This is a genomic window from Roseateles sp. P5_E4, from assembly GCF_054049255.1.
Window position 1 is genome coordinate 245,967 of record NZ_JBFUMS010000004.1, and the last position, 12,611, is coordinate 258,577.

The 12,611-nt window shown below is 67.8% G+C and carries 9 protein-coding genes; 5 read left to right on the forward strand and 4 right to left on the reverse strand.

The annotated features are described in order from the left end of the window. Positions 1-480 precede the first annotated feature (480 nt). From ACXJLH_RS10315 to ACXJLH_RS10325, 3 genes are all read right to left on the reverse strand, one after another. Positions 481-1,917: a DUF1501 domain-containing protein gene (locus ACXJLH_RS10315; protein WP_457443897.1), complete on the reverse strand. Its 1,437-nt coding sequence runs from the start codon at positions 1,915-1,917 to the stop codon at positions 481-483. Between the two features lie 12 nt (positions 1,918-1,929). Continuing rightward, positions 1,930-4,398, reverse strand: a complete 2,469-nt coding sequence (locus tag ACXJLH_RS10320) for a DUF1549 and DUF1553 domain-containing protein (protein ID WP_457443899.1) — start codon at positions 4,396-4,398, stop codon at positions 1,930-1,932. Positions 4,399-4,549: 151 nt separating this feature from the next. Continuing rightward, positions 4,550-7,150: a TonB-dependent receptor gene (locus ACXJLH_RS10325; protein WP_457351564.1), complete on the reverse strand. Its 2,601-nt coding sequence runs from the start codon at positions 7,148-7,150 to the stop codon at positions 4,550-4,552. A 335-nt stretch (positions 7,151-7,485) separates the two neighbouring features. Between ACXJLH_RS10325 and ACXJLH_RS10330 the strand changes: the two genes are divergently transcribed. Next, entirely contained in the window at positions 7,486-7,977 is a 492-nt protein-coding gene (locus ACXJLH_RS10330; RefSeq protein WP_056193147.1) for a rhodanese-like domain-containing protein, read from the forward strand. Then, positions 7,952-8,626 carry a cytochrome b/b6 domain-containing protein gene (locus tag ACXJLH_RS10335; RefSeq protein ID WP_457443900.1) on the forward strand — a complete coding sequence of 225 codons (675 nt, stop codon included), beginning with the start codon at positions 7,952-7,954 and terminating at the stop codon, positions 8,624-8,626. Before ACXJLH_RS10330 ends, ACXJLH_RS10335 begins: the two co-directional genes overlap by 26 nt. Here the strand turns inward: ACXJLH_RS10335 and ACXJLH_RS10340 are convergent. Continuing rightward, positions 8,623-9,171, reverse strand: coding sequence for a hypothetical protein (locus ACXJLH_RS10340; protein WP_457443902.1), 549 nt, complete (start codon positions 9,169-9,171; stop codon positions 8,623-8,625). The two genes, ACXJLH_RS10335 and ACXJLH_RS10340, sit on opposite strands and share 4 nt — an antisense overlap. Before the next feature lie 188 nt (positions 9,172-9,359). Here ACXJLH_RS10340 and ACXJLH_RS10345 point away from each other — a divergent pair, with 188 nt between their 5' ends. The 3 genes from ACXJLH_RS10345 (at position 9,360) to ACXJLH_RS10355 (ending at position 12,591) form a co-directional block, all read left to right on the forward strand. Next, positions 9,360-10,103 carry a Crp/Fnr family transcriptional regulator gene (locus ACXJLH_RS10345; RefSeq protein WP_457443904.1) on the forward strand — a complete coding sequence of 248 codons (744 nt, stop codon included), beginning with the start codon at positions 9,360-9,362 and terminating at the stop codon, positions 10,101-10,103. A 129-nt stretch (positions 10,104-10,232) separates the two neighbouring features. Further along, the gene (gene ggt / locus ACXJLH_RS10350; protein WP_457444061.1) at positions 10,233-11,924 is read left to right on the forward strand and encodes a gamma-glutamyltransferase; all 1,692 of its coding nucleotides are present in this window, start codon (positions 10,233-10,235) and stop codon (positions 11,922-11,924) included. A 67-nt stretch (positions 11,925-11,991) separates the two neighbouring features. Next, positions 11,992-12,591, forward strand: coding sequence for a TVP38/TMEM64 family protein (locus ACXJLH_RS10355; RefSeq protein WP_082532430.1), 600 nt, complete (start codon positions 11,992-11,994; stop codon positions 12,589-12,591). Positions 12,592-12,611: the final 20 nt, after the last annotated feature.

Sequence of the window (12,611 nt, forward strand, 5' to 3'; positions counted from 1 at the left end):
AACCGCACGCCATCGCGACGTCGCCAAGGGCGGCGCGCGAAAACGTCCGATCGTGTTGCGCCCAGATGCGAGCCGCTGCGCTCTCGCCCACCACTTGTGCCGAGCACCAGCTATCGGACCTTCACRCCGCTTAAGTCGCGGCTGCACGCCGACGCCGACCAGTCGAAATACCGAACAGCCGCGCCGCTCGGGCGGCGCTGCGTTGGCTGTTTTGGTGAGCCCGGCGTGCAGCCGCGCGTCGGACGGGCAACTGGTGCTGTGAGGCGCATTGGTGACAAGTCAGACGCGAGAGCGCAGCGGTTCGCATGTGGGCATGCGCCATCGGCTGTTGCACGCAGCTCAGCTGCCGTGTGGTGCTCGTGTGCGGTTCAGGGCCTCTTCTTTGGTGACTTTCTTCTGGCCCCGCAGAAGAAAGTTACCCGGCCGCCGGGACGGACTCCCGGCAATGCACCGGTGAGCAGCAATGCACGCCAAACCAGACTAAGCCAAGATCTCCTTGATCACATCGCCAAACACCGTCGTCGCCTTCTCCGCACGACCCTGATGCGCAAACACCAGCTTCTTGTGGTTCAGCCCCAGCTGATGCAGCAGCGTCGCCTGCAGGTCATACGTATCGATCACCCCGGTCTCCGCCCGCAGCCCGATCTCATCGGTGCCGCCATACGTCCCCGGCTTGATGCCGCCCCCCGCGATCCACTGCGTGTAGCCCCAGGGGTTGTGATCCCGCCCGTTGCCTGACTGCCCATACGGCGTGCGCCCGAACTCCGACGCCCAGACCACCAGCGTCGTCTCCAGCAGCCCCCGCGCCTTCAGGTCCGCCAGCAGCGCGCCCACCGGTTGGTCCACCTGCTTGCACATCACCGCGTGGTTCTTCTCGAGGTTGTTGTGGGCGTCCCAGCTGTCCACGCTGTTGTCCGGCGCGCCCGAGATGACGTGGATGAAGCGCACGCCGCGCTCCACCAGGCGGCGGGCGCGCAGCAGGGCCGTGCCGTACTCGTCGGTCTCCTTGGTGCCGATGCCGTAGGCCGTCTTCGTGGCCGCGGTTTCCTTGGCCAGGTCCACGGCTTCCGGCGCCGAGACCTGCATGCGGTAGGCCAGGTCATAGCTCTTGGCGCGGGCGATCAACTCGGTGTCGCCGGGGTAGCGCTCGGCGTGCTCGCCATTCAGGGCGCGCAGCAGGTCGAGCTGGGCGCGCTGCTCCTTTTCCGTGATGCCGTCGGGCCGGGCCAGGTGCAGGATGGGCGAGTCGCCCTTGCGGAAGGGCGTTCCCTGCAGGGCGGCGGGGAGGAAACCGCTGCTCCAGATGACGGCGCCGCGGCCGCCGCCGGCTGAGCCCACGCCCGTGGGCAGCACGACGAAGGCCGGCAGGTCGGGGTTGGCCGAACCCAGGCCGTACTGCACCCACGAGCCCAGGGCCGGGCGGCCCGGCACCAGGCCGGCGGTGTGCAGCTTCAGCGACGCGATGACGTGGGTGCTGCCCTCGGTCTTGCTGCCCTTCAGGAAGGCGATGTCGTCGACCTGCCTGGCGATGTGGGGCAGCAGGTCCGAGACCCAGGCACCGCTCTCGCCATGCTGCTTCCAGGTGCGCTTGCTGGCGTAGAGGTTGCCCACGCCGCCGTCGGTGGCCGTCTTCAGGTCCTTGCCGAAGCTGTCGGGCAGCGGTGTGCCGGCCAGCTTGATCAGTTCGGGCTTGTGGTCGAACAGGTCCAGCGTGCTGGGCGCGCCGGCCATGTGCAGCCAGATGACGGCCCTGGCCTTGGCCGGGTGGTGGGGCTGGCGCGGCAGCGTCGGGTCGAAGAGTTCGCTGGCGAAGGCGGATGAGATGCCGCCGAAGCTGCCCGCGCCGAAAGCGGCGAAGGTGGCGGCACCGGCGTGGCCGAGGAAGTGACGGCGGGAATGATCGTGAGAGTGGCTCATGGGCTGACCTCTTTAGAAGCGATAGGTGAATTCGTTGGTGTTGACCAGCGTGTGGACCAGGTCGACGAAGGCGGCGGCGCGGGCCTTGCTGGCGCCCTTGGTGGGGCTTGTTGGCGCGGCTGCGACCACGGTCGTGGCGCCGCCGTCATCCGCCGACTCATCGCCGCCATCGCCCTTCTTGCGCTTGGCAGCCTGCTGATCCAGATAAGTCAGGAAGGCGGTGCGCTCGTAGCGGTCGGGCTCGCGCTTGTAGGCCGCCTTGTAGAAGCCGTCGATCTGCCTGGCCAGATTGGGATCGACGCCCCAGCCCTCGGGCAGATGCGGCTTCTTGACCTCGCCGGCCTGGGCCGTCTGCAGGGCTTCCTGAGCGTTCAGGAAGGCGACCAGCTTCGTCTTCTCCGCGACCGTGGGCTTGCGCGAGAACAGGATCTCGTAGACGCGGTCGATCTGCGCGGACTCACCTGCAGGCGCCTCCTGGATGACACGGCCGGCCAGAGCCTGGCTCCAGCCCAGCACGAGGTCGCTGTTGACCAGGGCCAGGGCCTGTGGCGCCGTCGTCGTCACGTCGCGCTTGAAGTGAGGGGACTGTGGGTTGGCCCAGTCGAAGGTCTCCAGCAGCGGATAGGGCGAGTTGCGCAGCACGAAGACGTAGAGGCTGCGGCGGTTGTGGTCGCGCGGGTCCTCGGACGTCTGCCAGCGGTTGCGCTGGCCGCCGATGTCGAAGTTGGGCGGAATGGGCGGGTAGACCGACGGGCCGCCGCGCTTCTCCTCCAGCAGGCCGGAGGCGGCCAGCAGCGAGTCGCGCAATTGCTCGGCCTCCAGGCGTTGGCGCGGGAAGGCCCACAGCAGCTTGTTGTCCGGGTCCTGCTTGACCTCACGAGCCTGGCTGGCCTGCCGGTAGGTGCTGGACAGCAGGATCTGCTTGTGAAGCGTCTTCACGCTCCAGCCTTGCTTGACGAAGTCGGCCGACAGCTTGTCGAGCAGCTCGGGGTGGGTGGGCTTGGTGCCGGTCTTGCCGAAGTCGGCGCTGGTCTCGACGATGCCGCGGCCGAAGAACTGGGCCCATTGGCGGTTGACGAAGACGCGGGCGGTCAGGCCGTTGTCGGGGCTGACCAGCCAGTTGGCCAGGGCCGTGCGGCGGCCCGACGACGTGGCCGTCGGCGCAATCTTCAGCGAGGCGTCGGTCAACAGGGCGGGCAGGCCGGGCTGCACCTCCTGCAGCGGTCGGTCGTAGATGCCCTTGAAGAGGACCTTGGTGGGCGGTGCGTCGTTGCCCAGCTCGACGATGGTGGAGACATTGCCCGGATCCTTGGGCTTGAGGGCGTCGAACTTCTTCAGCTGCGCCGTCAGCACCTCGTACTTGGCGTAGGCCTCCTTGTCCTTGGTCTTGAGCTGGTTCTCGGCGTTGCGCGTGCGGCCCGACAGGGTCCACAGGTTGCGGTGGTAGATCCAGCGGTCATAGGCATTGCGCTCCGATGCCGGCTTGTTGATGGACTCGCGCGTGGCCGGCACGAAGCCCGACAGGCGATCGGTCTCGAGCTTCTCGATGATGGGCTTGAGCAGCGCGTCGCGCTGTTCGCGGATGTCCTTGGTCGCGTCTTCCCACTTGGCCAGCTGGGCGTCGTAGTCGGCCTTGGCCTTGCCCGTCAGCGGCGAGACATCGTCCTTCCAGCTGGTGTTGGCGAAAAAGGCCTGGAACTCGTAGTACTCCTTCTGAGTGATCTTCTCGGTCTTGTGGTCGTGGCACTGGGCGCAGCCCAGCGTCGTGCCCAGGAAGACGGCCGAGACCGTGTCGGTCAGGTCGTTGGCGACTTCCTGCTTCTTCAGGTTCAGGTCGCGGGCGTTGATCTCGTCGGGCAGGTTGCGCAGGAAGCCGGTGGCGATCAGGGCCTCGGTGCGCTCGGGCCAGAGTTCGTCGCCAGCGATCTGTTCCTTGACGAAGCGGTCGAAGGGCTTGTCGGCGTTGAAGGCGTTGACGACGTAGTCGCGGTAGCGCCAGATGTTGGGACGCGTGCCGTCGGTGTTGTAGCCATCGCTGTCGGCATAGCGGCTCAGGTCCAGCCAGCGGCGCGCCTGGCGCTCGCCGTAGCGCGGCGAGGCCAGCAGGCGCTCGACGAGCTTTTCATGCGCCTTGGGCGACTTGTCGCCCACGAAGGCGTTGACCTCCTCGGGAGTGGGCAGGATGCCCCAGGTGTCGAGCGTCGCGCGGCGGATGTAGGCGTGACGGTCGGCCTCGGGCGAGGGGGCGATGCCTTGCGCCTCGAGCTTGGTCAGCACGAAGGCGTCCAGCGGCTGGCGCACCCAGGCCTTGGCCTTGGTGGCCGGCGTGGCGACTTGCGTGTTCAGTGGCGTGTAGGACCAGGGGCGCTCGCTGCCCTTGGTGAAGCCGCCGGGCGGCGCGTAGTCCTCGGCGGGGCTGAGGGTGGCAACGCCGGCCAGCAGGGCGGCGAGAGCAAGAGGGGCGATCCGGAACTTGGGCACGTAGGTCTCCCGGGGAAATGGCAAAGACGGAACTGAAGGGGTCAGCGCAATAAACGCGCCAGCGAAAACGGCGCGAATCGGGCCAAAAGAAGGGCAGATTTGCGGTGGCGCCAACAGCGCTGTTGAAACGCTGTTGACGGATCGACAGCGCTTACAACCTGGCCATGAACTGGATGCCCACGCTGCGCGGGATGGCCGGCGTGTAGCTGGTGCTGCTGATGGAGCGCACCGTGTCGTCGTTGAACAGGTTCTTGACGATCAGGCTGACGTTGAAGCTCTTGTTGCGCGTGCCGAAGCCGATGCCGGCGTCCACCGTCGTGCTCTTGGGCACGATGGAATAGGCCGAGAGGCTGACGTCCGAGTAGTAGGACGAAGAGAAGGCCACGTTGCCGGTGTAGTTGATCTCCTTGTCGCCCCAGACCGGCTGGCGGTAGTCCACGCCGATGTTGCCGGTGTACTTGGCCGCGCCCGCCAGCGGCCGGCCGCTGATGTCGGTATAGGGCGCGGAGCCGGGGTAGGCGTCCTCGATGCGCTGGGCGGCGTTCGGGAAGGACTTGTACTTGGCGTCGTTGTAAGCGGCCGAGAAGCGCACCGTCAGGTCGCGGATGCCGCCGTAGACGCCGTCGATCTCCAGGCCCTTGACCTCGACCTTGGGCGCGTTGCCGGTGGCGCTGGTGTAGTAGCGGGTGCCGTCGTTGGTCTGCGTCGTCGTGTAGACGTCCAGCACGCGCACGCTCTGCTGGTAGTTCTTGATGCGGGTCTGGAAGACGTCGGCGTTCAGGATCAGCGTCTTGTTGAACAGCGCCGACTTGAAACCCAGCTCGAAGCTGTCGGTCTTCTCGGGTTCGACGGGCGAGGACACGCCGTTGACGAACTGCGCGATGCCAGCCTTCTCGCCGTGTTGCAGCGAGGCATAGCCGGTCAGGTCGCGGTTGAACTTGTAGCTCGGGCTCAGCACCCAGGCCGGTTGCGTCTTCTTGAAGGGCTCGGCCTCGGTGGTGGGGAAGAGCACGCCGATGTTGGCCTGGCGGATGGCCTTGGCATCGGCGACCTGGCGGCGTTGCGCGGCGCTCAGGGCAGCGTAGGTCGGCACGTTGAAGTACTTGGCCGCCGTGGCGTTGGCCAGCGCGATCTGCTCGGCCGTGTTGCCGGCGGCGAGGTCGCCCGTCGCGTTGGTGGCGAAGCCGCCCAGGGCGACGCCGTTGACGCTGACCGGGTTCAGCTCGGGCGCGCTGCCGTCGCTGGTGATGCGGCTGGTACCGGTGTTGCGGCGGTCCTCGCGCGTCAGGCGGGCGCCGGTGGTCAGCGTCAACGCCTCGCTGAGGTGCCAGTTGGCCTGGGCAAAGATGGCCGCGCTCTTGTTGCGGATGTCCTGCACGCCGGTCGGGCTGTTGTAGGAGGCCTTCACATTGGCCAGGCTGTTGCGCAGCAGGTCGCGGCCGGCGGCGTCGGCGTCCAGTCGGGCGTACTGCGCGTTGTTGGCGAACCAGGCGCCGGCGTCGTTGCCCCACCAGCGGCGGTAGTCAGCGGTGTTGTCCACCTTGATGAAGTACAGGCCCGCCTGGTAGTCGACGAAGCCACCGGGCGCGGACGTCAGGCGCAGCTCCTGCGTGGCCTGGCGGTAGTCGTTCCAGAAACCGCCGGCATTGCGATAAACGTCGAAAGGCGTCGCGTCGTCGTTCACCGCGTCGAAGTGATAGCTCTTGTAGGCGGTGATCGACGTCAGCGTGTGGCTGCCGAGCTGCCAGTTCAGGTCGGCCGTGGCGCCCGAGCTGCCGGTCACCAGCGGGCGCACCGAGTCGGTGGTCAGGAGGTTCTGGTAGTCGGCGAGGGAATAGCCGGTGTTGTCCTTGAACCAGCGGCGGCCCAGGCGCTGCTCGTTGGTCACCGTCGTGATGGGGGCGCCGTTGGAGTAAGTCGTCGGCGGGTTGATGACGGGGAAGCTGCGGCCGTTCGTCGTCTCGCCGGCGCGCGGCTGCAAGTCGAAGGCGAAGCGGGCCTTGAAGTCCGGCGAGGGCGTGACGAGGAACTGCACGCGGCCGGAGATGCGGTCGGTGTTGGTGTAGCTGACATCGCGGTTGTAGGCGTTCTTGATGTCGCCGGCGCCCTTGTTGGCGGAGAAGGTGCCGCGCCAGGCCAGCAGGCCATCGACGATGGGGCCGCCGACGGCCGCGGTGGCGAACAAACCGTCGCGCTGCCGAAAGCCCAGCGTGAAGTCGGCCGTCGGCGTGAAGCTGGGGCGCTTGGTCGTGAAGATGATGTTGCCGACGCTGGCGTTCTTGCCCAGCAGCGTGCCCTGCGGGCCGCGCGTGACCTCGACGGTGTCGATGTCGACGAAGTCGAAGCTCGACGTCAGCGCGTTGTAGGCGTAGGAAACGCCGTCCACGATGATGCCCACGCTCGGGTCCTGGGCCTCGGTCTGGCCGATCTTGCCGATGCCGCGGATGGAAATGGAGCTGGTGCGCTGGTTGCCGAGGTTCCAGCTGACGTTGGCGGCGCGCTTGGTGATGTCGTCGATGCCCACGGAACCCAGGCGGTCCAGCTCGGCGCCCTGGATGACGGAGATGGACAGCGGCACGTCCTGCAGCTTCTCGATGCGGTTGCGGCTGCGCACGGTGACGGCGCCGAGGGCCTGGGTGTTGTCCTCGGCCGGCGCGGGCGCGGCGGCTTCCTGGGCGAGGGCACTGCCAGCAGCGAGGGCGGCGATCAGCGCGGTCAGTGGATGCGGGCGAAAGCGATGTTGGGTCGTCATGGAATGGAGTGATCGATAGGGCGGGGTCGGTCACTTCATTGCAGGGAGCGTGCCCAATACGCTGGGCGTCTAAGCAATTGCGCTTCGCGTTGGTAGGCGGCGTTTTGGCGGTTTTCATGGCCCCGTTGCGAGTCGTGCGTGTGATCGCGCAGTGGGTGCTGTTGCTTGTTGAACAGCAGGTCAGCAAATCGTGCGGCCTGGAACACAGCCACAGAGGCACAGAGGCACAGAGAAATTCATGCCTGTCCTCTGTGTCTCCGTGTCTCTGTGGCTTGTTTGCGTTCTGGCACGGAAGCTGCGCTGTGGGCGAGGTCTGCCACTCCTTTGACCTCATCATGAAAACACTGCACGCACTGGCCGTTGGCGCTCTGCTTAGCCTGACCGCCGTCGCTCACGCCCAGACGGCCGCTTCAGCGCCGGCCGCAGCCGCCGAATGGAAATACAAGACCCCGCGGCTGAAGGCGGCCGAGGTCGATGCCCTGCTGGCCCAGCCGGACAAGCTGCTGGTGCTGGACCTGCGCCGCCCCGACGAGCTGATCAAGTACGGCAGCTTCCCGGCCTTCCTCAACATCCAGAACAAGGATCTCGAAAAGCACCTGGCCTATCTGCCCAGGGATCGCGCCATCCTGACCGTGTCCAACCACGCCGTGCGTGCCGGCCGTGCCGGCGACCTGCTGGCCGAGAAGGGCTATCGGGTTGCGGGTGCGACCGGCAGCGAGGACTACGAGCAGGAAGGCGGCAAGGCCGTCGCCCATATCCAGCCACCGGCGCCACGCGCACAGGCGGCTGCCGGAAGCACCGATGTCGCAGCAGCTCGCCAGCCTTGAGCACGCAGGCGAGGTTCCCGTCTGGGACCTGCCGCTGCGCGTCTTTCACTGGGCCCTGGTGGGCCTGGTGTCGGCGGCCATAGCGACGGGTCTCGCCGGTGGCGCCTGGATGAGCTGGCATGCCCGTGCCGGCCAGGCCATTGCGGCCCTGCTGGTGTTTCGCCTCGGCTGGGGGCTGTGGGGCACGCGCTATGCACGCTTCGCGCAGTTCTGGCCCGCGCCCACGCGCCTGTGGGCCTATCTGCGCGGGCGCTGGCAGGGCCTGGGCCACAACCCATTGGGCGCGCTGTCCGTCTTCGCCGTGCTGGCCCTGCTGTTCACGCAGGTGCTGACCGGCCTGTTCGGCAATGACGAGATCGGTTTCGCCGGGCCTTGGTCGAGTTGGATCGAGGAAGACCTGAGCCTGAAGCTGACCGGCTGGCACAAGCTTGCGGCCAAGCTGCTCTATGCCTGGCTGGGCCTGCACCTGGCGGCCATTGCCATCCATGTCTTCATCTGCCGCCAGCCGCTGCTGCGAGCGATGTGGCGGGGCCATCAGCCCGGCGCTCCGGCGGCCGCGGCCGAGCGGTCACGGCTGGGCTGGGTGCTGCTAAGCCTTGGCCTGGCGGCGGCGGCCTGGAGCCTGCTGTGGGCGTCGGGGCGTTTCTAAGCCAGCGCACCGCTCAGCACCGCCTGTAGCAGAAGGTGATGGTTGCGGGCCACCGCCTCGGCCGGCAGCGGGTGGGTGGGCGGGGCGAGCGGCATCGGCAGCGCCGCATCGCCACTGAGATCCTGCCAGGTCATCAGCGCCGCCAGCATCTGCAGCGGGTGGCCCGGCGAGGCGATGCCGTTGAAGACCGGCACGCCGGCGTCGCGGTCGAGCTGGCGCAGGTCGGCCTCGGCCACGCCCTGGCATTCGATGGCGTCATAGAGCTGGCCGAGCAGGCCGGCCATGTCGCGCGGGTCGCGGCGGTCGGCCGGGCCGGGGCTGGTCGCGCGAACGCGCGCCACCTGCGCGCCGAGCTCGGTGGCGGCGAGGAGAAAGGCCTCGGCTTCGAGGCTGGCGTGGTCGTCGCTGAGCAACGCCAGGTTCTTGCCGCGCAGCAGCGCACCCGGGCCGGCGCCGCGCTTGAACTGCCGAGCCCGGCCGATCAGCGTCAGCAGGTCGTCGCGCGTCAGCCCTTCCAGTGACCAGAGAGATTTGTGTTTGAGCATGGCATTGGGTGCATGTCCGGCAAGGCTAGGCGGTACAGCGCGGACCGGGCCTGACGCAGATCAAGTACGCACGGCTGTTTACCAACGGTTTACCGAGCGTTACCCAGTGATGTGCGCCATTGCTCGGCAGTTGTTGGCCGGTTTCTACGCTGCTGTCCATTGCCACACGCCGCCCAGGACACCCCGAAATGCTGACCGCCACGATGACTCCCGCCGCCGCCCATCCCACCTTGCGCGCGCCGGCCGCCGCGCCCCAACGCATTGCCGACACGCTGCGGGGTCTGCAGGCCCACGTGGACATCAGCCGCCGCGTCCTGCACGCCGGCGACCGCGTCTACCGCACGGGCGACGCGTTCGCCAGCCTGCATGTCATCAACTCGGGCTTCTTCAAGACCCTCAACCTCGCCGCGGATGGCCGCGAGCAGGTCGTTGGCCTGCACTTCAAGGGTGATTGGCTCGGCTTCGACGGCATTGCGACCGGCCGCTACGGTTGTGATGCCATCGCGCTGGACACCGGCGAGGTGTGGAGCGTGCGCTACGACGCGCTGCTCGCTGCCTGCGCCCGCCATGCACCGCTGTTGGGCCTGTTGCATTCGGCCATGAGCCGCGAGATCAGCCGCGACCGCGACTCCCTGCTGTCGTTGTGCACGCTGTCGGCCGATGCCCGCGTGGCCGACTTCCTTCGCTACTGGGCCGACGCCATGGCCCAGTGCGGCCTGCGCAGCGACCAGATCACCCTGCGCATGACGCGCGCCGAGATCGGCAACTACCTGGGCATGACGGTGGAGACGGTCAGCCGCGCGCTGACCAGGCTGGCTCGCGAGCAACTGATCGCCTTCACCGAACGTGGCCGCCGCGATATCTGCATCCCCGACGTGGCGGCGCTGGGTGCCTACGTGCAACGCGGCGTCGCCCGGACGCTGCTGCAGTGACTCAGCGCGCCGCGCGAACCAGGGGAGTGGCAAGCGCCCGGTGGCGCAGTAAGGTCGCCGTCATCGAAGACACCCGGACGGAGCTTCCGCATGACATTGGCGTTGAAACTGCAATCGCGTTCCCTGGTGATGGTGGCCGCACTGCTCACGGCGGGCGTGGCCCAGGCGGCCTCGCAGGCCCCGGTGGCAGCCGAGAACGGCATGGTGGTCACGGCCCAGCACCTGGCCACCCGCATCGGCGTGGACGTGCTGAAGGACGGCGGCAACGCGGTGGATGCGGCCGTGGCGGTGGGGTATGCGCTGGCGGTGGTCTACCCCGCGGCGGGCAACCTTGGCGGCGGCGGCTTCATGACCGTGCAGCTGGCCGATGGCCGCAAGACCTTCCTGGACTTCCGCGAGAAGGCACCGCTGGCTGCCACGGCCAATATGTACCTCGACAAGGACGGCAACGTCATCAAGGGCCTGAGCACGCACGGCCATCTGGCCGTGGGGGTGCCGGGCAGCGTGTCGGGGCTGGAGTACGCACTGGGCAAGTACGGCACGATGAAGCGCGCCGCGGTCATCGCGCCGGCCATCCATTACGCGGAGCTGGGCTTCGTGCTCGACCAGGGCGACATCGACATGCTGCACGCCGCCACCGACGATTTCCGCAAGGACCCGGCCACCGCGGCCACCTTCCTGAACAAGGGCGAGCCGTTCCAGGTCGGCCAGAAGCTGGTGCAAAAGGACTTGGCCACCACGCTCAAGGCCATTCGCGACAAGGGCGAGGCGGGCTTTTACAAAGGCCCTGTGGCCGCCGCCATCGTCGCCTCCAGCCGGGCGGGCAAGGGCATCCTGAGCGCCGCCGACCTCGACCAGTACAAGACGCGCGAATTGCCGCCTGTGGAATGCAATTACCGGGGCTATCACGTCGTCTCAGCGCCGCCACCCAGTTCGGGCGGCGTCATCATCTGCGAGATCCTGAACATCCTGGAGGGCTACCCGCTCAAGGAACTGGGCTTTCGCTCCGCGCAGGCGGTGCACTACCAGATCGAGGCGATGCGCCACGCCTACGTGGATCGCAACAGCTATCTGGGCGACCCGGATTTCGTCAAGAACCCGCTGGACCGGCTGCTCAGCAAGGACTACGCGGCCCAGTTGCGCGCGGTCATCGACCCGCACAAGGCCGGCGTGTCCAAGGACATCAAGCCCGGCGTGTCGCCGCACGAGGGCAGCAACACCACGCACTACTCCATCGTCGACAAGTGGGGCAATGCCGTATCGGTGACCTACACCTTGAACGACTGGTTCGGTGCCCGCGTCACCGCGGCCGGGACCGGCGTGCTGCTGAACGACGAGATGGACGACTTCACCGCCAAGGTGGGCGTGCCCAACCTCTACGGCCTGGTGCAGGGCGAGGCCAACCGCATCGAGCCCGGCAAGCGCCCACTGTCGTCCATGAGCCCCACCGTCGTCACCAAGGACGGCAAGACGGTGATGGTCGTCGGCACGCCGGGCGGCAGCCGCATCATCACCGCGGTGCTGCACACGATGATCAACGTCATCGACTACGGCATGGACGTGCAGGAGGCGACGGACGCGCCGCGCTTCCACCAGCAGTGGCTGCCCGAAGCGACCAACGTCGAGGCCTTCGCGCTGTCGCCAGACACGCGCAAGATCCTCGAGGGCTGGGGCCAGAAGTTCGCCGACCCGCAACCCGCCAACCACCTCGCCAGCATCTTGGTCGGCGCCCCCAGGCTCGGCGGCAAGCCGGTGGGCAAGAACCGCTACTACGGGGCCAACGATCCGCGGCGCAATTCCGGGCTGGCGGCGGGCTACTGAAGGGCCCTCACCGGCCCGCCCGACCCGCCGATACTTCCGGCTCCAAGAAGCCGCCCAAGCCCAAGCGTTGAAGCCTGCCGACACCACCACCCCCGCGCCCGCGCCTCAGCGCTGGCGCTGGCTGGCGGTTCTGCTTTTCGTGGTGCTGCTCTGGGGCGTCGTCGAGGTCACCGGCCTGCGCCAGCAGATCAGCCTGCAGGCCGTGCGCGAGGGTTTCGCCCAGCACCGGCTCTGGGGCTTTGCAGCCTTCACGGCGATGTTCGTGCTGGCCAACCTGGCACACATTCCCGGCGCCTTCTTCCTCGCCGCGGCGGTGCTGGCCCTTGGGCCGGCGTGGGGCGCGTTGACGACCTATGTCGCGGCCTGCATCGCCTGCACGGTGACGTTTGTCGTCGTGCGCGCCCTGGGCGCCGACGCGCTGCGTGAGCTGGACAACCGGCTGGCGCGCCGCCTGTTCGCGAAGCTGGACGCCCATCCCGTGCGCAGTGTCGTGCTGCTGCGCACGGTCTTCCACTCGGTGCCGGCGCTGAACTACACGCTGGCGCTGTCCGGCGTGCGGCTGCGCGACTATGTCATCGGCACGCTGCTGGGCCTGCCCCTGCCCATCCTGGTCATCACGACGCTGTTCGACACGCTCGCCGTCTGGATGGGGTGGGCCGCGCATTGACCCCGGCCTGGCAGGGCCTC